The 18,006-nt window shown below is 69.0% G+C and carries 17 protein-coding genes, 1 tRNA gene and 1 riboswitch; of the genes, 8 read left to right on the top strand and 10 right to left on the bottom strand.

Annotated elements, in window-relative coordinates; genetic code table 11:
• The first annotated feature begins 81 nt into the window (after positions 1–81).
• Complete coding sequence (gene bla, locus ACVCMC_RS06110) at positions 82–954, top strand: subclass B3 metallo-beta-lactamase (RefSeq protein ID WP_447099048.1); 873 nt, start codon at positions 82–84, stop codon at positions 952–954.
• Between the two features lie 18 nt (positions 955–972).
• Here bla and ACVCMC_RS06105 read toward each other — a convergent pair whose 3' ends face one another.
• Entirely contained in the window at positions 973–1,896 is a 924-nt protein-coding gene (locus tag ACVCMC_RS06105) for an MBL fold metallo-hydrolase (RefSeq protein WP_447099047.1), read from the bottom strand.
• Positions 1,897–2,047: 151 nt separating this feature from the next.
• On the opposite strand from ACVCMC_RS06105, the gene ACVCMC_RS06100 reads away from it, so the two are divergent.
• Together ACVCMC_RS06100 and ACVCMC_RS06095 are read left to right on the top strand one after the other, a co-directional pair.
• Complete coding sequence (locus ACVCMC_RS06100) at positions 2,048–2,389, top strand: hypothetical protein (protein ID WP_395118175.1); 342 nt, start codon at positions 2,048–2,050, stop codon at positions 2,387–2,389.
• 9 nt (positions 2,390–2,398) lie between these two features.
• Positions 2,399–2,827 carry a DUF2231 domain-containing protein gene (locus tag ACVCMC_RS06095; RefSeq protein ID WP_395118177.1) on the top strand — a complete coding sequence of 143 codons (429 nt, stop codon included), beginning with the start codon at positions 2,399–2,401 and terminating at the stop codon, positions 2,825–2,827.
• Here the strand turns inward: ACVCMC_RS06095 and alkB are convergent.
• The 5 genes from alkB to ACVCMC_RS06070 form a co-directional block, all read right to left on the bottom strand.
• Positions 2,805–3,461: a DNA oxidative demethylase AlkB gene (gene alkB, locus ACVCMC_RS06090; protein WP_447099046.1), complete on the bottom strand. Its 657-nt coding sequence runs from the start codon at positions 3,459–3,461 to the stop codon at positions 2,805–2,807. The genes ACVCMC_RS06095 and alkB overlap by 23 nt on opposite strands.
• Positions 3,458–4,189 carry a 2OG-Fe(II) oxygenase gene (locus ACVCMC_RS06085; protein ID WP_447099045.1) on the bottom strand — a complete coding sequence of 244 codons (732 nt, stop codon included), beginning with the start codon at positions 4,187–4,189 and terminating at the stop codon, positions 3,458–3,460. The genes alkB and ACVCMC_RS06085 overlap by 4 nt, the downstream gene beginning before the upstream one ends.
• Entirely contained in the window at positions 4,186–5,262 is a 1,077-nt protein-coding gene (gene ada / locus ACVCMC_RS06080; RefSeq protein ID WP_447099044.1) for a bifunctional DNA-binding transcriptional regulator/O6-methylguanine-DNA methyltransferase Ada, read from the bottom strand. The genes ACVCMC_RS06085 and ada overlap by 4 nt, the downstream gene beginning before the upstream one ends.
• Positions 5,263–5,416: 154 nt before the next feature.
• Complete coding sequence (locus tag ACVCMC_RS06075; RefSeq protein WP_447099043.1) at positions 5,417–6,118, bottom strand: pirin family protein; 702 nt, start codon at positions 6,116–6,118, stop codon at positions 5,417–5,419.
• Positions 6,119–6,236: 118 nt separating this feature from the next.
• Positions 6,237–7,799 (bottom strand): SDR family NAD(P)-dependent oxidoreductase, encoded by a 1,563-nt coding sequence (locus ACVCMC_RS06070; protein ID WP_447099042.1) that lies wholly within the window; start codon positions 7,797–7,799, stop codon positions 6,237–6,239.
• Positions 7,800–8,079: 280 nt separating this feature from the next.
• Between ACVCMC_RS06070 and ACVCMC_RS06065 the strand changes: the two genes are divergently transcribed.
• Positions 8,080–8,976, top strand: a complete 897-nt coding sequence (locus tag ACVCMC_RS06065) for a hypothetical protein (protein WP_395118189.1) — start codon at positions 8,080–8,082, stop codon at positions 8,974–8,976.
• A 15-nt stretch (positions 8,977–8,991) separates the two neighbouring features.
• Here ACVCMC_RS06065 and gcvP read toward each other — a convergent pair whose 3' ends face one another.
• Positions 8,992–11,859 carry an aminomethyl-transferring glycine dehydrogenase gene (gcvP, locus tag ACVCMC_RS06060; protein WP_447099041.1) on the bottom strand — a complete coding sequence of 956 codons (2,868 nt, stop codon included), beginning with the start codon at positions 11,857–11,859 and terminating at the stop codon, positions 8,992–8,994.
• A 38-nt stretch (positions 11,860–11,897) separates the two neighbouring features.
• Positions 11,898–11,995: riboswitch (glycine riboswitch) on the bottom strand.
• A 191-nt stretch (positions 11,996–12,186) separates the two neighbouring features.
• On the opposite strand from gcvP, the gene ACVCMC_RS06055 reads away from it, so the two are divergent.
• Positions 12,187–12,594, top strand: a complete 408-nt coding sequence (locus ACVCMC_RS06055; RefSeq protein WP_447099040.1) for a VOC family protein — start codon at positions 12,187–12,189, stop codon at positions 12,592–12,594.
• A 208-nt stretch (positions 12,595–12,802) separates the two neighbouring features.
• Here ACVCMC_RS06055 and ACVCMC_RS06050 read toward each other — a convergent pair.
• Positions 12,803–12,889, bottom strand: a tRNA-Leu gene (locus tag ACVCMC_RS06050).
• Between the two features lie 134 nt (positions 12,890–13,023).
• Here ACVCMC_RS06050 and rnr point away from each other — a divergent pair.
• Genes rnr through ACVCMC_RS06035 form a run of 3 tightly spaced genes read left to right on the top strand, consistent with a single transcriptional unit; the run spans position 13,024 to position 16,744 of the window.
• Entirely contained in the window at positions 13,024–15,723 is a 2,700-nt protein-coding gene (rnr, locus tag ACVCMC_RS06045) for a ribonuclease R (RefSeq protein ID WP_447099039.1), read from the top strand.
• A complete protein-coding gene (gene rlmB / locus ACVCMC_RS06040) occupies positions 15,720–16,466 on the top strand; it encodes a 23S rRNA (guanosine(2251)-2'-O)-methyltransferase RlmB (RefSeq protein WP_447099038.1) in 747 nt (248 codons plus the stop codon). Before rnr ends, rlmB begins: the two co-directional genes overlap by 4 nt.
• Positions 16,463–16,744, top strand: a complete 282-nt coding sequence (locus tag ACVCMC_RS06035) for a CBU_0592 family membrane protein (RefSeq protein WP_395118204.1) — start codon at positions 16,463–16,465, stop codon at positions 16,742–16,744. Before rlmB ends, ACVCMC_RS06035 begins: the two co-directional genes overlap by 4 nt.
• A 45-nt stretch (positions 16,745–16,789) precedes the next feature.
• Here ACVCMC_RS06035 and rnt read toward each other — a convergent pair whose 3' ends face one another.
• Positions 16,790–17,479, bottom strand: coding sequence for a ribonuclease T (gene rnt, locus ACVCMC_RS06030; protein ID WP_447099037.1), 690 nt, complete (start codon positions 17,477–17,479; stop codon positions 16,790–16,792).
• A gap of 12 nt (positions 17,480–17,491) precedes the next feature.
• Positions 17,492–17,998, bottom strand: a complete 507-nt coding sequence (locus ACVCMC_RS06025; protein ID WP_447099036.1) for a redoxin family protein — start codon at positions 17,996–17,998, stop codon at positions 17,492–17,494.
• Positions 17,999–18,006: the final 8 nt, after the last annotated feature.

Here is an 18,006-nt window from a genome sequence, read left to right as displayed (position 1 = left end):
CCGCAATTTGCCAGCGATGCGCCCGCGCCAGCGCCGCGTCGTCGGCGAGCATGACGGCCTCGTCCCCACGGAATCCCCGGCATGAATCCATCTCTCCGCGCGTTATGGTTTGTTGTCACCTTGACGGTGGCGGGTTTCGCGCAAGCGGATGAGGCGCGCTGGAGTGCGCCGCAAAAGCCCTTCCACATTCATGGCAACAGCTGGTACGTGGGCACGCAGGGATTGAGCGCGATCCTGATCACCTCGCCGCAGGGCCATGTGCTGATTGACGGCACGCTGGAAGGCAACGTGCCGCAGATCGAGGCGAACATCCGCGCGCTCGGTTTCCGCTTGCGCGACGTGAAGCTGATCCTCAACTCGCACGCCCACTTCGACCACGCCGGCGGCATCGCCCGTTTGGCTCGTGACAGCGGCGCCTCGGTGGCGGCCAGTGCGGCCGGGGCGAAGGAGCTGCGGTCCGGCGGCAACGACCCGGACGATCCGCAGTACGGCATGGCGACACGCTATCCGGCGGTGGCATCGGTGCAAGTGGTCGCCGATGGCGCGGCAGTGCGGGTGGGGCCGATCGCGGTCACGGCGCACTACACGCCCGGCCATACGCCTGGCAGCACGTCCTGGACCTGGCGCTCGTGCGAGCAGGGGCGCTGCCTTGCGCTGGCCTATGTCGACAGCCTCACCGCGCTCAGCCGCGACGGCTTCCGCTACAGCGACGACCCGGCGCGCGTGGCGGCTTTCCGCCGGTCCTTCGCGACCGTCGCCGCGCTGCCGTGCGACATCCTGATCACCCCGCATCCCGAAGCCAGCGGCTTCATGCAGAAGATTGCCGCACGCGATCGCGAGCACGACTCCGCGGCCCTGATCGACGCCGGTGCCTGCCGCGCCTATGCCGCGGCGGCGCAGCCGCGCTTCGAGGCGCGGCTGGCACAAGAGCGGCGCGACGCACGCGCAAAGTGAGCTGCCAGCGGCGGGCGCTCAGCGCCCCAGCCACACCTCCAGCCCCTGCGCGTTCAGTTCGATGTCCATGCCCAGCAACTGGCGCAGCGCGTCGCGTCCCTGCTGCCAGCCATGGGCCTGCGCGCGGGCGGCATAGAGCCCGGTGAGCGATTCCACCAGCACGGCATGCCGCTCGGGCGAGCCGTGCGCGGCGCGGGCGATGGCCACCATCGCGTCGATCTGCGCATGCAGGTCGGCGGCCAGCCGCTCGACGCTCTCCACCCGGCCGTAATGGGTGAGGTACATCGCCTCGGGTTTCAGCGCGAGCAGCCGCTCGATCGACGCATGCAGCGCCTCCGGATCGAACTGCACCGGCGAGGTGGTGGGCAGGATGAACGGACCGTTCGCGGTGTCGAAGTCGCGATAGGAAAGGCCGAATACGTCGCCAGTGAAAAAGACGTTGGCGCGTGCGTCGTGGATGGCGATGTGGTGGCGCGCATGGCCCGGCGTATCGAGGCAGCGCAGGGTGCGTCCGGCAAGGTCGACGACGTGGCCGTCCCCCGCCTCGACCACGCGCTCGGCAGGCACTGGCCGCAAGCGTCCATACGTCTGTTCCATCACCGACTCGCCGTACACCGCGCTGGCGCCGGCCCACAGCACACTGGGGTCGATCATGTGGCGTGCTCCGCGCGGATGCACCACCAGCTTCGCGTTCGGCAGTTGTGCGATCAGCTCGCCGGCGCCGCCGGCGTGGTCCAGGTGCACGTGGGTGAGGATCAGCCAGTCGACGTCCGCCGGCGCGATGCTGGCCTCATCCAGTGCCGCCAGCATGCGCGGCACGGCGAAGTTGGTGCCGCAGTCGATGAAGGCGCCGCGGCCGTTCTCCACGATGAGGTAGGCCGCATCGAACCGCGGCCGCACGAAGCCGGTGTCGATGGTGTGGATGCCGTGGGTGGGTGTCATGTCTGCCTCGCGAACCGGACGATCCGACGAGGGTAGCAAGCCGCGGCGGCGCGGGCACCTGCACCATGGTCGAGCGCGGGAACCTTTGGGCAACCCGCCGCATCGGATCGAATGCTGCTCACTTCATCAACGTGCCAATCGGGGGAACGACATGCTGCTCTATGCGATTCTGGTTTTTGCGATCGCCGCCATCGGCGGCCTGGTGCTGGCTTCCAGCGTGCTGCGCGGCAAGCTGGCGCCGTGGGCAATTTCCTTGCTGCACGCGCTGCTGGGCGCCAGCGGCCTGGTGCTGTTGATCCTGGTGGTGCTGCAGGGTGCGGCGCCGGCACGGCTCACCGCGGCGCTGGCCCTGCTGGTACTGGCCGCGCTGGGCGGTTTCTTCCTCGCCTCGTTCCATCTGCGCAAGCAGGTTGCGCCGAAGGCCGTGGTATTGGTGCACGCCGGCGTCGCGGTGGCGGGTTTCCTGACCCTGCTCAGCCTGCTGCTGGCCTGAGTCGCTGTCATGCGCCATCCGCTGCATCCGGCCCTGGTGCATTTCCCGATTGCCTGCTGGTCGCTGGCCACCGCGGCGGATCTGGCCAGCCTGGCCTGGGGCGAACCGGCGTGGCGCTTCGCCGGCATCCTGCTGCTGGCGGGGATCGGCTTCTCGATCCCCGCCATGCTGGCCGGCCTGCTCGAACTGGCCAAGGTCGCCGAAGACAACCCGGCGCTCAAGGACGTCAACCGCCACATGCTGATGGTGATGGGCGCGCTCTGCTGCTACGTGGCCAGCCTGTTCCTGCGCCTGCACGGCACGCATTTCATCGCGCCGAGCCTGCTGGCGATCGCTCTGAGCGTGTCGGGTTTCCTGTGCCTGGCCGTGGCCGGCTGGCTCGGCGGCAAGCTGGTGTACGGACACCGGCTCGGCGTCAGCCCGCCCGACGAAACGTGAGATTGATCCGGGTCTCGCCCAGCAGCGGGTGATGATGTGGCTTCAACGGCAGCACGCCGTGATAGCGCAGCCGCGCCGGACCGCCCCACACGACCACGTCGCCGTGCGCCAGCGGCACGCGTTGCGGGCGATCCGCGCGCTGCAGGCCGCCGAACAGGAACACGGCCGGGATGCCCAGCGAGACCGACACGATCGGCTGGCCCAGGTCGCGTTCATCGCGGTCCTGGTGCAGGCTCAACCGGGCGCCGGCCTCGTAGCGGTTGAGCAGGCAGGCATCCGGCACGAAGCCGGTGAAACCGACGTGCGCCGCCGCGGCATCGGCCAGTTGCAGGAAGACCGCCGGCATCGGTGGCCAGGGCCGGCCGCTGTCCGGGTCGATCGGGTCGTAGCGGTAGCCACGACGATCGCTGACCCAGCCCAGCGGCCCCGCATTGGTCATCGCCACCGACATGCGCAAGCCGCCGGGTGTGACCAGGTGGCGGAACGGTGCCTGCGCCGTGATCGCATCGAGCGCCTGCAGCAACACCGCCTCGCTGGCCAGGGCAAACCCGCGCAACACCATCGCGCCCTCGCACAATGGCTCGTCCCGGCGGGCAGGCGCAGGCGTGGCGGCGAACAGGTCGGCGCTGATCATGTGGCGTCGTGGAAGATGATGCCAAGCGTGTGGCGATGGCCGCGGCGCACGCGGCTGACGCCGTGGCGCATGTTCACCCGGTAGCTGCCGCGGGTACCTTGCAGCGGCCGCTGGTGCACCGCGAACAGCACCGCATCGCCCTGGCGCAGCGGCACCACCTCGATGCGCGACTGCATGCGCGGGCGCTGCTCGGTCAGCACGAACTCGCCGCCGCTGAAATCGCGCCCCGGCTCCGACAGCAGGATCGCCAGCTGCAGCGGGAACACGTGCTCGCCGTACAGGTCCTGGTGCAGGCAGTTGTAGTCGCCGGTGCCGTACTGCAGCAGCAACGGAGTGGGGCGGCGCTGGCCGGCGGCGTGGCAGCGTTCGATGAATTCGGCATGCGTGGCGGGGTAGCGCGCGGGCAGTCCCATCGACGCGTTCCAGCGGTTCGCGATCGGCGCCAGCCGCGGGTAGACCGCGCTGCGCAGCCCGGCCACCAGCTCGGGCAGGGGGTAATCGAAATAGCGGTATTCGCCACGGCCGAAACCGTGGCGGGCCATCGGCACGCGGCTGCGGAAATGTTCGTCGTCCGCGTACATGCTTGCCAGCTTCGCGCACTCCTGCGGCGACAGCAGGGCCTCCAGCATCGCGCAGCCGTGTGCGTCGAGTTCATCGCCGATGCCGGCCCAGTCGTATGCCTGCAGCCGCGCACCGGTGTCGGGGGCAGGGCGCAGTTGCGCGTTCATGCCTGCGCCTCGCGCTCCAGCAGCGCGCGTTTGCGCGGCACGCCCCAGCGGTAGCCGGACAGGTCGCCGTCGTTGCGCACCACGCGGTGGCAGGGGATCGCCACCGCCAGCATGTTGCCGGCACATGCCTGCGCCACCGCCCGCGAAGCCTTGGGCGCGCCGATGCGCCGCGCGATCTCGCTGTAGCTGGCCGTGCTGCCGACCGGGATCTCGCGCAACGCCTGCCATACGCGCTGCTGGAACGCGGTGCCGCGCACGTCCAAGGGCAGATCCAGTCCCAGCGCAGGGGCTTCGACAAAGCCGACCACCTGCGCCACCAGGCGCTCGTAGTCGCGGTCGCCGCCGATCAGCCTGGCCCTGGGGAAGCGATCCTGCAGCTCGCGCGCGAGCGCGTCGGGGTCGTCGCCGAGCAGGATCGCGCACACGCCGCGCGCGCTCTGCGCCACCAGGATCGCGCCGAGCGAGCAGGCGCCGATGGCGAAGCGGATCTCGCTGTCGGCACCGCCGGCGCGATAGCGCGAGGGCGTCATGCCCAGCACCTCGTTCGCCGTTTCGTAGAAGCGGCTACTGGCGTTGTAGCCCGCATCGAAGATCGCCTCGGTCACCGTGTGGCTGCGCTCCAGGCCGCTGCGCACGCGGCGGTTGCGATGCGCCGTGGCGTACTGCTTCGGGGTCACCCCGGCAACCGCCTTGAACACGCGGTGGAAGTGGAAGGGGCTGAGTCCGCTCGGTTGCGCCAACTGTTCGAGCGTGGGTACGGTCTCGGCCTGCTCGATCAGTCGGCAGGCGGCGGTGACCATCGCCGCCTGCTGCTCTGCGAGCGATGGCTGGTCGGGCCGGCAGCGCCTGCACGGGCGAAAGCCGGCGCGCTCCGCCTCGGCGGCGGTGGCGTGGAACGCCACGTTCTCGGGGCGGGCGGGGCGCGCCGCGCAGGACGGCCGACAGTACACGCCGGTGCTGCGCACCGAGTAGAAGAAGCTGCCGTCGGCACGCGCATCGCGTGCCTGCACGGCGGCCCAGCGCGGGTCGGCGAGGGTGGCGGCACGTGCGGCCTGTTTCTCGGGAGTTTTCATGGCTGTTCCTTCCGTCGGATTATCGCTCAAGGCGCAATCTACGGACCGGCAGCCACCGCGGCACTCCGGGTCTTGCGATCGAATTGGAGCTGGCCGTGCCGGCGCCCGCCGGGGCGTCGGCACCGGGCGCCACTCGTGCCCGCATGCGCGAAGCTCAGGGCGCGGTATCGACCAGCACCAGCTCGGCGTCTTCCAGCGCGGTGACCTTCAGCGTCGACTCCTGGCGGATCGCGGCGCCGTCGCGGGCGTCCAGTTGCACGCCATTGAGGTCCACCTTGCCGGTGGCCGGTACCAGGTAGGCGTAGCGGCCGGGGGGCAGCAGGTACTCGGTGCTTTCGCCGGCCTTCAGCGTGGCGCCCAGCACGCGCGCATCGGTGCGCAGCGGCAGCGCCTCGGTGTCGTCCTTGAAGCCGCTGGCCAGTGCCACGAAGCGCCCGGAACGATCGCCCCTGGGAAACGGCCGCGCGCCCCACGACGGCGGCTGGCCGTTCTCGTCGGGGATGATCCAGATCTGGAAGATGCGCGTGGTCACATCCTCCCGGTTGTACTCGCTGTGGGTGATGCCGCTGCCGGCGCTCATCACCTGCACGTCGCCGGCCTCGGTGCGGCCGGCGTTGCCCAGGCTGTCCTGGTGGCTGATCGCGCCTTCGCGCACGTAGGTGATGATCTCCATGTCCGCGTGCGGGTGCGGCGGGAAGCCGGTCTGCGGCGCGATGGTGTCGTCGTTCCACACGCGCAGCGCGCCCCAGCCCATGCGATTCGCGTCGTGGTAGCTGGCGAAGGAGAAATGGTGTTTGGCGTTGAGCCAGCCGTGGTCGGCTCCGCCCAGGCGGTCGAAGGGTCTGCGTTCAATCACGGCGTTGCTCCTCATGCTTGATCGCGCCGGATGGCGCCTGTCCGCAAGATAAGGCTACGCAGTGCCGTCTGAAACCGGCGCGAAGGAAACGGATTGTCGTCGCCCCGGCACCAGTGGCTCACCAGTCGGTGGGGCGGTAGTCCTTCAGGAACTGGCCCCACACATGCTCGCCGGTGTTGATGCCGTGGATGATCGGGTCGACGATGCGTGCGGCGCCGTCGACGATGTCCAGCGGTGGGTGGAAGCGTTCCTCGCGCACTTTCTTCGCCGCCAGCTCGGCGGGGTCCTCGTCGGTCACCCAGCCGGTGTCGACGCTGTTCATGTGGATGCCGTCGTTGTGGTAATCGGTGGCCGCGGTGCGCGTCATCATGTTCAGCGCGGCCTTGGCCATGTTGGTGTGCGGGTGGCGGGTGGTCTTGAAGCTGCGGTAGAACTGGCCCTCCATCGCCGACACGTTGACGATGTGTTTGTCGCGCTCGGGCGTGCGCAGCATCAGCGGCTTCAGCCGCGCGTTGATGATGAACGGCGCGATCGCGTTGACCAACTGCACCTCCAGCAATTCGACCGACGGCACCTCGGCCATCAGCAGCCGCCACGAGTTGCGCTGGCGCAGGTCGACCTGCTGCAGGTCCTGATCCAGTCGGCCCTCGGGAAACAGGTGGCTCTGCGCCAGCAGTTCTTCCGGCAGCAGCGGCAGCTGCGACAGCTCGGCGGCCCGGCTCAGCCCGGGCAGGTCGGCGCCGCGACTGGCCAGCGCGCTGCTGCCGGGCAGGATCTCCGCGCCGCGCAGGCCTTCGTAATGGCCGACCAGCCGGCGCACGTGCTCGGGCAGCTCGTGCAGCGCGGCGGTCTCGCCTTCCATCATGTGTGCGTAGAAATCCGGCGGGCGGCGCACGGTCTGGCAGGCGTTGTTGATGATGAAGTCCAGCCGCGGCCGGGTTGCCACCAGTTTCTGGCAGAACGCCTCGACGCTGGGCGTGTGGCGCAGGTCCAGGCCGTAGACCTGCAGGCGGTGGCCCCAGTCGGCGAAGTCCGGCTCGGCCGCGTAGCGCGCCGCCGAGTCGCGCGGGAAGCGCGTGGTGACGATCAGCTCGGCGCCGGCGCGCAGCAGCTTCAGGCCGGCCTGGTAACCGATCTTCACCCGGCCGCCGGTGAGCAGTGCCACGCGCCCGCGCAGGTCGGCCAGTTCGCTGCGCTTGGTGTAGTTGAACGCGGCGCATTCCGGGCACAGCTGGTCGTAGAAGAAATGGATGGTCGAGTACTTGCGCTTGCACACGTAGCAGTGCTTCGGCTCGACCGACTCGCGCGGCTGCGCGGCGTCGGCCGCGGGCGGCACGTCGTGCGGCAGGAAACCTTCCGGCGCGAACGCGTTCGGCGTGGTGAACACCGGCTTGCGGCGCAGGGCGCGGATGCCGGTCTGGTTCAGCACGGTGTCTTCGGCCTGGATGCGCGCGGCGTGGCGTTGTTTCTCCGCGGCCTTGAGGCGAATCCGGCGCGCGCCCGGTTCGGGGTGGTACATCCGTGCCACGGCCTGGTGCAGCTGTTGGCGTTCCGCGACGGGCAGCCGCTCGAGCAGCCCGCGGTCGTCGGCAATGGTCTGCAGCAGCCGGATGGCGGCACGCGCCTGCGCCAGCAGTTCGGCGTCCGTTTCGTCGGCAGAGGGCGGGCAGGTCGTGGTCATGAGGGCGTCGGTCGTGGTCGAACAGGGCATCGCCGGCGCGCTGCGGGCCGGGCCGCACGCGGGTTGCGCGGGAAGCGAGCCACCCATGATGCCTGTTTTTGCGCCAATCGCGGTAATCGGGTGTCGACGGGATCAACCCCGGAATGAGCTCTGTGCCACATTTCGTGCCTTCGACGTGTGCCATCGTGAGCGCGAGGCCGCCTGGTGAGGGCGGTCAGTCCATCAGATCCGGGGCATCGCGGCAGGACATTCGCATCAGCCCCGGCAAACAGGTCGGTTTGTGCGCAAGTCCAGTTCAGTTTTCCTCGCCCATTTCGGGCCATCGGTGATCGGCAACCCCGGGTCCCGCCTTCGTTTTCTTTTCCTGCCGGCGCGCGAGGCTTGCGACCGGCATGCGACTTACCACGGCCATCTGGTCAAGGCCGAAATCCTGCTCGACCGCATCGCCGCCGCCCAGACGGCCGGGTTGCGCGCGGTTGCGCCGGCACTGGACGATGCGGACGAAGCGCGCGCCACGGTCAAGCCGCCACGCGACCTGTTTTCCCCCACCACGCTCGAATATCGCCGCTGGTACACGCCGGATGGCAGCGCGCGGGCGCAACCGTTGACGCGTGAGGCACTGGCCGACCTGCTGGGCGCGGATGGCTTGTCGCCGCGCGAGGCACTCGACCGCGCCACCCACCGTTCGCATGCATTGCCTGCGGCGGATCAGGCATGGCTGATCCGCCGACGCAGCCTGCCGGTGCAGCAGCGTCCGCTGAATCGCCGCGAGTTCCACGAGCTGGTCGACGCGCTCGACGGTGCCTGGCAGGCCCCGGCCGGTGCGCCGGAGGTGACGCGCCACAACCGGCGGCTTGCGCTGCAGGTGGCAACGTCGCTGGCCGGCATGCTCGATGAACATGTCGCGCCGCCGTTCCGCGTCGAGGCATTGAACGAGGCGTTCAACGAACGTCTGCTGGTCCACCTGCGCCAGAGCATCGACGCATTTTGCCGGGCCAACGCAGTCTGCGCGGTGCTGCTGGCGGGGCCCAAGGCGTGGTTTGCCGCCAAGGCCGCCCGCATGCGTGCCGAACATCAGGTCGCGCTGGTGTTGTCGACGCGCGCGCACTCCAGCGGGGTCGGCCCGCGTGCCGGGAACGCGCAGCCCGCGGGCATGCCGCGGGCTGCAACCGGCTGAGCCTGCCCTTCGGGCTCAGGCCTCGGCTTCTTCCTTGTACGCATCCACCGGGATGCAGGCGCACATGATGTGCTTGTCGCCGTAGACGTTGTCGACGCGGGCGACCGGCGGCCAGTACTTCTGCAGCTTCAGGCTGGCCAGCGGGAAGGCGGCCAGTTCGCGCGGGTAGGCGTGGGTCCACTCGCTGGCGCTGACCATGGTGGCGGTGTGCGGGGCGTTCTTCAGCGGGTTGTCCTCGCGGTCGAGCTTGCCTTCCTCGATCGCGCGGATCTCGTCGCGGATCTGGATCATCGCGTCGATGAAGCGGTCCAGCTCGATTCGCGATTCGCTCTCGGTCGGTTCCACCATCAAGGTGCCCGACACCGGGAAGCTCAGCGTCGGCGCGTGGAAGCCGAAGTCGATCAGCCGCTTCGCCACGTCCTCGGCGCCGATGCCGGTGGCGTCCTTGAGAGGGCGCAGGTCGAGGATGCACTCGTGCGCCACCAGCCCGTTGCGGCCGGTGTACAGGGTGGGGTAGTGCGCTTCGAGCCGCTTGGCGATGTAGTTGGCGTTGAGCAGGGCCACTTGCGTTGCCTTGCGCAGGCCCTGCTGGCCCATCATGACGATGTACATCCAGCTGATCGGCAGAATCGAGGCGCTGCCGAAGCTTGCCGCAGAAACCATGCCGACCGGGCTTTCCTCGCCGAACTTCCTCGGCAGGAACGGGGCGAGGTGCGACTTCACCGCGCACGGGCCGACACCCGGGCCGCCACCGCCGTGCGGGATGCAGAAGGTCTTGTGCAGGTTCAGGTGCGACACGTCCGAGCCCCACTTGCCGGGCTTGGCCACGCCGACCAGCGCGTTCATGTTGGCACCGTCGGTGTACACCTGGCCGCCGTGCGCGTGCACGATCTCGCAGATCGCCACGATGTCCTCCTCGAACACGCCATGCGTGGACGGGTAGGTGATCATCAGCGCGGCGAGACGGTCCGAATACTTCTCGGCGGCGCGGCGGATGTCCTCGACGTCGACGTTGCCGTTGCTGTCGCACTTGGTCACCACCACGGTCATGCCGCACAGGTGCGCGGAGGCCGGGTTGGTGCCGTGGGCGGATTCGGGGATCAGGCAGATGTCGCGATGCGCTTCGCCGCGCGAGCGGTGGTAGGCGCGGATCGCCAGCAGGCCGGCGTACTCGCCCTGCGCGCCGGAGTTCGGCTGCAGGCTCACCGCGTCGTAGCCGGTGCATTCGACCAGCATCGCTTCCAGCCCGTCGATCAGTTCCTTGTAACCCTGCGCCTGGGCGGCCGGCGCCAGCGGATGGATGTTGGCGAATTCCGGCCAGGTGACCGGGATCATCTCGGCGGTGGCGTTGAGCTTCATGGTGCACGAGCCCAGCGGGATCATCGTGCGATCCATCGCCAGGTCCTTGTCGGCCAGCGCGCGCATGTAGCGCAGCAACTCGTGCTCGCTGTGGTGCGTGTTGAACACCGGGTGGGTGAGGAAGTCGCTCTTGCGCAGCAGCGTGCGTGGCAGCGCGTCGTGGACTTCGGCATCGAGCGCGTCGATGTCGATCTCGGCACCGAACAGGCCCGCCAGTGCGACGACGTCGGCGCGGGTGGTGGTCTCGTCCAGGCTGATGCCGAGGCTGCTGGCGTCCAGCTCGCGCAGGTTGATGCCTGCAGCGCGGGCCTTGGCATGGACAGCGGCGGCGTCGATGCCGGTGATGTGCAGCGTATCGAAGAAATCGCCGCCCACCTTCACGCCGGCCCGACGCAGCGCGACGGTCAGGATCGCGGCCAGGCGATGCGTGCGGCGCGCGATGCGGGTGAGCCCGGCGGGGCCGTGGTAGACCGCGTACATGCTGGCCATCACCGCCAGCAGCACCTGCGCGGTGCAGATGTTGGAGGTGGCCTTCTCGCGGCGGATGTGCTGCTCGCGCGTCTGCAGGGTGAGGCGGTAGGCCGCCTTGCCCTCGGTGTCGATCGACACGCCGATCAGGCGGCCCGGCATCGAGCGCTTGTACGCGTCGCGGCAGGCCATGAACGCGGCGTGCGGGCCGCCGAAGCCGAACGGCACGCCGAAGCGCTGCGAGTTGCCCACCACGATGTCGGCGCCCCATTCGCCGGGCGCGGCGATCAGGGTCAGCGCGAGCAGGTCGGTGGCGACCGCGACCACGCCGCCGCGCGCGTGCACGGCGTCGGCGATCGCCTGGTAATCGTTGATGCTGCCGAAGGTGTCCGGGTACTGCAGCAGCACGCCGAACGCATCGGTACCGGCCGCATCGCTGTCCGCGCCGACCACCAGTTCGATGCCCAGCGGTTCGGCGCGCGTGCGCACCACTTCCAGCGCCTGCGGGTGCACGCCGCTGGACACGAAGAACACGTTCGACTTCGACTTGCACGAGCGCTTGGCCAGGGTCATCGCCTCGGCCGCGGCGGTGGCCTCGTCCAGCAGCGAGGCGTTGGCGATCTCCATCCCGGTGAGGTCGGCGCACATCGTCTGGAAGTTGATCAGCGCCTCCATGCGGCCCTGCGAGATCTCCGCCTGGTACGGCGTGTACGCGGTGTACCAGGCCGGATTCTCCAGGATGTTGCGCAGGATGACGTTCGGCGTCAGCGTGCCGTAATAGCCCTGGCCGATGAAGCTGCGGAACACCTGGTTCTTGCCGGCGATCGCGCGGATCTTGGCCAGCGCGGCCTCCTCGGTGATCGCTTCGGGCAAGGCCAGCGGGGCGGCGGACTTGATCGAGCCGGGAACGATGGCGTCGGTCATCGACTCCAGCGAATCGTGGCCGATCACGCGCAGCATCTGTGCGATCTCGGCGTCGTCCGGACCGATGTGGCGTTCGATGAACGCGCCGTGGTGTTCGAGGTCGCGCAGGGAGGTCGGGTTCTTCGAGGTCATGAAAGGGCATCCGCAGACAACGTGCCGTGCCGCACGTGGGGCGCCCCTCTGTCCTTTTGCCTGAGAGTTTGGAAACGCGGCGGCGTTTCGTGCCCCTTCGGCGGCGGATTCAACCGCTCTCTCCAGAGTGTTTGACGCGTGGTGGTGTGGGGCCTGAGCGATTACGGGCGTTGCGTCTTCGGCAGCCGGTGCTCCGGTCGGGAGCGCGCGGCTTCTCCCACCATGCGTTTTACCCCGGCGATTATACAGGTCGGGCACGTGTGCGGCGGGCGCGGTTCAGGTGGAACCGGCACTATGCTTGGCGCCCCGTCCAGTGGAGGAACCCGCATGCTCCGCATCGGCGAGATCGACCACGTGGTGCTGCGCGCCATCGACCCGGTGGCCATGCAGCGCTTCTATTGCGACGTACTGGGTTGCCGCGAGGAGCGGCGCCAGGACGAGATCGGCCTGGTGCAACTGCGTGCCGGCGCCTCGCTGATCGATCTGGTGGCGATCGACGGCAAGCTCGGCCGTCTCGGCGGCGCGGCACCGGCTGCACAGGGCCACAACATGGACCACCTGTGCCTGCGCGTGGAGGATTACGACGAGGCGGCGATCCTGGCCCATCTGCGGGCGCACGGCGTGCGCATCGGCGAGTCGGGTTCGCGCTATGGCGCGCGAGGCGAGGGTCCTTCGATCTACCTCTACGACCCGCAGGGAAACATGGTCGAGTTGAAGGGGCCGGCAATCGCTTGAAGTGCGAAAGACTGCACGCACACCGTTCGCTCCGAGCGTGGCGCAGCGAAGTCGAAGGGCTCGTCGGCTCCCGCGTGGCGACCCTTCGACTTCGACGCTTCGGTCTACGCTCGGGGCGAACGGTTCACGCGGGGCGGACGTCTTCCTGACTTCAATGCAAACCCTGAAAAGACGAAGGCCGCCTTGAAAGGCGGCCTTCGTTTACAATTGGTGCCCAGAAGAGGACTCGAACCTCCACGGAGTTGCCCCCGCTAGCACCTGAAGCTAGTGCGTCTACCAATTCCGCCACCTGGGCAAGGTGCCACACTGCTCAGCGAGCTGCGTGAGCCGCGTAATGTAGGCATCGACCGCTGGCTTGTCAACTCTTTTTCACCCTCATCGCACGCGCCGTGTCATTCTCTGCGCCGCGTGACACCACAAGGATACTTAGTGACCAGAAAAACTCCCCCCACGTCCGGCCGTTCCCCGGATGCGCGCCCCCCGAAGAAAACCGGCAGTCGCTCGTCGCGCGGGCCATCCGCGCCGGACAAGCGCGGCAAGGCTGCCACCGGCGCCGTGCGCGACCCGCATGCCAATCGCGAGGCACAGCGCTATGCGCGCCCCATCCCCAGCCGCGAGGCGATCCTCGCCCTGCTGGAAGAGCGCGGCGAACTGCTGACCGAAGCGCGCATCGCCGACGCGCTGCAGATTCACGATGAAGTCGACCTCGAGGCACTGCGCAAGCGGCTCGCGGCGATGGTGCGCGATGCCCAGTTGCTGCTGGGCCGGCGCGGCGGCTACGCGCCGACGCGCAAGCTCGACCTGATCGCCGGCCGCGTGCTGGCCAACGCCGAGGGCTACGGGTTCCTGCGCCCCGACGAGGGCGGCGAAGACCTGTACCTGTCGCCGCAGCAGATGCGTACGGTGCTGCATGGTGATCGCGTGCTGGCCAGCGTGGTCGGCATCGACCGTCGCGGCCGCAAGCAGGGTGCGATCGCCGAAGTGCTGGAACGTCGCTCGCCGCGCCTGGTCGGCCGCGTGTTGATCGAGGATGGCGTCACCCTGGTCACGCCCGACGATCGCCGCCTGAACCAGGACGTGATCATCAAGCCGGGCCAGGAGCAGAGCGCCGAGTCCGGCCAGATCGTGGTGGTGGAGATCACCGACCCGCCGACGCCTTACCGCGGTCCGCTGGGCGAGATCCGCGCGGTGCTGGGTAATCGCCTGCAGCCCTCGCTGGTGGTGGAGATGGCGATCGCCAGCCACGACCTGCCGCACGAATGGCCGGCCGAAGTGTTGCGTGATGCGGCGCAGGTGGAAGCGGAGGTGACCGCTGCCGAGCGGGAAGGCCGTACCGACATCCGCAAGCTGCCGCTGGTCACCATCGACGGCGCCGATGCCCGCGACTTCGACGATGCGGTGTATGCCGAGCCGAAGCGTGGTGGTGGCTGGCGGCTGATCGTGGCGATCGCCGACGTGTCGCACTACGTGCAGGCAGGCAACGCGCTGGATCGCGAGGCATACGAGCGCAGCACGTCCACCTATTTCCCCGGCTTCGTCGTGCCGATGCTGCCGGAGACGCTTTCCAACGGCATCTGCTCACTGAACCCGAAGGTCGAGCGGCTGTGCATGGTCTGCGACATGACCGTCGACGCCGAGGGCAACGTCGCCCGTTCGAAGTTCTACGACGCGGTGATGCGCTCGCATGCGCGGCTGACCTACGACAAGGTGTGGCAAGCGGTCGGCCTGCGCGAGAAGGACGCACGCCACGAGGTCGCCGACGTGCTGCCGCAGCTCGAGAACCTGCACGCGCTGTACAAGGCGATGGCGGCGCAGCGCAAGCGCCGCGGCGCGATCGACTTCGAGACGCCGGAGGTGAAGTTCCGTCTCGACCAGAGCGGCGGCGTGGAGTCGATGGGTGCCACCGAACGCAACGACGCGCACAAGCTGATCGAGGAGTGCATGATCGCGGCCAATGTGCAGGCCGCGCTGTTCCTGGAGAAGAGGAAAATCCCCGCGCTGTTCCGCGCACACGAGCCGCCGCCGGCGGAGAAATACGAGGACCTGCAGCAGTTCCTGCGCGAGTTCAAGCTGCGCATGCCGCCGGTGGAGGAGGTGACCCCGGCCGACTTCTCCGAGATCCTCGCGCTGGTGCGCGATCGCCCCGAGCGCGAACTGATCCAGAGCGTGCTGCTGCGCTCGCAGAGCATGGCCGCCTACCAGCCCGACAACCGCGGCCACTTCGGCCTGTCGCTGCAGGCGTACGCGCACTTCACCTCGCCGATCCGTCGTTATCCCGACCTGCTGGTGCATCGCGCGATCCGTTACGCGTTGACCGGCGGCAAGCCCAGCGACTACACCTACACGCCCGCCGAGGTGGCGGCTATGGCCGTGCATTGCTCGCAGCGCGAGCGTCGTGCCGAGGAGGCCGAGCGCGACGTGGACGAGCGCTTCAAGTGCGCGTGGATGGAGAAGCACATCGGCAGCGAGTTCGACGGCGTGGTCACCGGGGTCACCTCGTTCGGCCTGTTCGTGGAGCTGGACGAATCGAAGGTTTCCGGCCTGGTGCACATCAGCCAGCTGGTGAACGACTACTACCACTTCGACGCGGTGCGCAAGCTGCTCAAGGGTGAGCGCACCGGCGCGCAGTTCCGCCTCGGCGACCACGTGCGCATCCAGGTGCTGCGCGCGAGCCTGGAGGATCGCAAGATCGACTTCCGCCTGGTCTCGCCGCGCACGTCGGCCCCGGCTCCGGCCCCGACCGGCAGCGGCAAGGCGTATGACTATGCCGCCGCGGGCGAGCGCTATTCGCTGCCGAAGAAGGCGGCCGCCACGACCAAGGCACCGGGCATGTTCGGTCGCGCCGCCAAGGCGATCGGCCGCGCATTCGGCCGCAAGGAGGCCGAGGTTGCCACACCGGCGCCGGCCCCGCGCAAGGCTGCGGCGAGCGATAGTCCGCCGCCGCGTGCACAGCCGCCGGCAGGGCGCCAGCATGCCGGCGGCCAGCATCAGGGCCGCAGGGTCGAACCGTCGTCCGATCGTCGCCCGCGCAAGGACGGTTCCGCCAGGCGCGCGCCGGCCCCGGCTGCCGTCCCGCCGGCGCCGAAGAAGCACGGCGGCCGCAAACCGAAACCGAAAGGCAAGCCATGAGTGAGAGCTGGATCGTCGGCATCAATCCCGTCGAGGGCGCATTGAGCAACGATGCCGAGCGCGTGCGTGAGCTGCTGGTGGAGAACGGCCAGCGCAACGCCCGCGTGCTGGAGCTGGCCGAGCGCGCAAAGAAGCTGGGCATCGCGGTACGCCACCGTCCGCGCGAGGAGCTGGACAAGCACGCGGGCGAAGCGCGCCACCAGGGCGTGGCGGCGCGTTACGAGGCGGCGCCGGCCGCGCACGAAAGCGACCTTGCCGGCCTGCTCGAACGCGACGGCAGCGATACCCTGGTGCTGGTGCTGGACGGTGTCACCGATCCGCACAACCTCGGCGCCTGCCTGCGCAGCGCCGCCGCGGCGAAAGTCACCGCGGTGATCGTGCCGAAGGATCGCGCGGTCGGCCTCACGCCGGTGGTGCGCCGCGCCTCGGCCGGCGGCGCCGACCGGGTACCGCTGATCGCGGTGACCAACCTGGCGCGTACACTGCGCGAGCTGAAGGATGCCGGCGTGTGGATCACCGGCCTGGCGGGCGACACCGAGACCACGATCTACGGTATCGACTTCAAGGGACCGGTGGCGCTGGTGCTGGGCAGCGAAGGCGAGGGCATCCGCCGGCTCACCCGCGAACTGTGCGATTTCGTGGCGAAGATCCCCATGCCCGGTTCGATGGAAAGCCTCAACGTCTCCGTCGCCACTGGCGTGGCCTTGTTCGAGGCGTTGCGCCAGCGCGGAGCGAAGCGATGACTTTCTTCTGGTACGACTGGGCCGGCTATCTCGGGGTGGCGCTGGTGTTGCTGGCCTTTCTGCTGCTGCAGGGGCATCGCCTGCATGGCAACGGGCTGATCTACCAGACGATGAACATTTTCGGCGCGCTCGGTGTGCTGTTGTCGCTGGTATTCGGCAGCTTCAACCTGTCCGCCTTCCTGCTGGAGGCCGCCTGGATCGCCATCGGCGTCTATGGCGTGGTGAACAACTGGCGTCGTCGTCGCACGATGCCGCCGCCGGCTGGCCACGCGCCATAGGTTGGCTGCCTGAATCCGCGTGCCGCCGGTTCCGCGGGTGGCCCGTCAGGCGATCGGGACGTCGCCACCTCGCGCACCGGACGCGCCGAGGTCGAGGCTCGCCCGTTCCACCAGCTCCAGTTGCCGCCAGCGGTTGACGATGCTGCAGAACAGCTCGGCGGTGCGCTCGGCGTCGTAGACGGCCGAATGCGCCTCGCGGCTGTCGAAGGTCAAGCCCGCCGCCAGTACCGCCTTGCTCAGCACGGTCTGGCCATAGGCCAGGCCGGCCAGGCTGACCGTGTCGAAACAGCTGAACGGATGGAACGGATTGCGCTTGTACCCGCAGCGGCGCACCGCCTGGTTGAGAAAGCCCAGGTCGAAGGCGGCGTTGTGGCCGACCAGGATCGCCCGCTGGCAACCCGCCTCGCGCACCGCCTCGCGCACCACCTGGAAAACGTGGTCCAGCGCCTGGCGTTCGGGCAGGGCGCCGCGCAATGGATTGTCCGGATCGATCCCGGTGATCTCCAGCGAACGGGGATCGAGGTTGGCGCCGGGGAACGGCTCCACGTGGGTGGTGACCAGCTCCTTGGTGCTCAGGAAGCCGGCCTCGTCGATGCGCAGCGGTATCGCGGCGATTTCCAGCAGCGCATCGTGTTCGGCATCGAAGCCGCCCGTCTCCACGTCGACCACGACCGGCAGGAAACCACGGAAACGCTCGGCCATGCGGGCCACGGCAGGGTTGTTGACGATATCCATCGGCGCAGCATATCAGCCGCCGTGCGGTGCACCCGGCGCCTTGCCGATCGCCGCGAGCATCGCCTCGGCGGTGGACACGCGCAGTTCGCCCGGCGCTTCCAGCTGCAATTGCCGCACCACGCCATCCTCGGCATACAGCGCGAACCGGCGCGCGCGGATGCCCATGCCGAAGTCGCTGCCATCCAGTTCCAGGCCCAGCGCGCGGGTGAAGCTGGCGTTGCCGTCGGCCAGCATCAGCAACCCGCGCGGCACGTGCTGCGCAGCCGCCCACGCCTGCATCACGTAGGCGTCGTTGACCGCGAGGCACATCACCGCGATGCCGCGCGCCTGGAACTCGGCGAACGCCGCCACGTAGCCGGGCAGGTGATGGTTCGAGCAGGTCGGCGTGAACGCGCCAGGCACGCCGAACAGCACGGCCTTGCGTCCGCCGAACAGCGCGCCTGTGTGCACGGGCCGGATGTCGCCGTCGATCATCTTGATCGCGACGTCGGGCAGGGTGTCCCCGGGTTGGATGGTCATGGATCGCT

This window comes from Rhodanobacter sp. UC4452_H20 (genome assembly GCF_052978205.1).
The sequence above is the reverse complement of the archived record's forward strand: the minus strand, read 5'-3'. Positions and strand labels throughout refer to the sequence as shown.

What these genes read in the sequence shown, in the direction of transcription:
- ACVCMC_RS06055 (WP_447099040.1), top strand. Translation starts at nt 12,187, where the DNA reads ATGCTCCGCATCGGCGAGATCGACCACGTGGTGCTGCGCGCCATCGAC.
- alkB (WP_447099046.1), bottom strand. Translation starts at nt 3,461, where the DNA reads ATGATCAGCGCCGACCTGTTCGCCGCCACGCCTGCGCCTGCCCGCCGG.
- ACVCMC_RS06035 (WP_395118204.1), top strand. Translation starts at nt 16,463, where the DNA reads ATGACTTTCTTCTGGTACGACTGGGCCGGCTATCTCGGGGTGGCGCTG.
- ACVCMC_RS06085 (WP_447099045.1), bottom strand. Translation starts at nt 4,189, where the DNA reads ATGAACGCGCAACTGCGCCCTGCCCCCGACACCGGTGCGCGGCTGCAG.
- ada (WP_447099044.1), bottom strand. Translation starts at nt 5,262, where the DNA reads ATGAAAACTCCCGAGAAACAGGCCGCACGTGCCGCCACCCTCGCCGAC.
- ACVCMC_RS06025 (WP_447099036.1), bottom strand. Translation starts at nt 17,998, where the DNA reads ATGACCATCCAACCCGGGGACACCCTGCCCGACGTCGCGATCAAGATG.
- ACVCMC_RS06105 (WP_447099047.1), bottom strand. Translation starts at nt 1,896, where the DNA reads ATGACACCCACCCACGGCATCCACACCATCGACACCGGCTTCGTGCGG.
- gcvP (WP_447099041.1), bottom strand. Translation starts at nt 11,859, where the DNA reads ATGACCTCGAAGAACCCGACCTCCCTGCGCGACCTCGAACACCACGGC.
- bla (WP_447099048.1), top strand. Translation starts at nt 82, where the DNA reads ATGAATCCATCTCTCCGCGCGTTATGGTTTGTTGTCACCTTGACGGTG.
- ACVCMC_RS06095 (WP_395118177.1), top strand. Translation starts at nt 2,399, where the DNA reads ATGCGCCATCCGCTGCATCCGGCCCTGGTGCATTTCCCGATTGCCTGC.
- rlmB (WP_447099038.1), top strand. Translation starts at nt 15,720, where the DNA reads ATGAGTGAGAGCTGGATCGTCGGCATCAATCCCGTCGAGGGCGCATTG.
- rnt (WP_447099037.1), bottom strand. Translation starts at nt 17,479, where the DNA reads ATGGATATCGTCAACAACCCTGCCGTGGCCCGCATGGCCGAGCGTTTC.
- ACVCMC_RS06070 (WP_447099042.1), bottom strand. Translation starts at nt 7,799, where the DNA reads ATGACCACGACCTGCCCGCCCTCTGCCGACGAAACGGACGCCGAACTG.
- ACVCMC_RS06100 (WP_395118175.1), top strand. Translation starts at nt 2,048, where the DNA reads ATGCTGCTCTATGCGATTCTGGTTTTTGCGATCGCCGCCATCGGCGGC.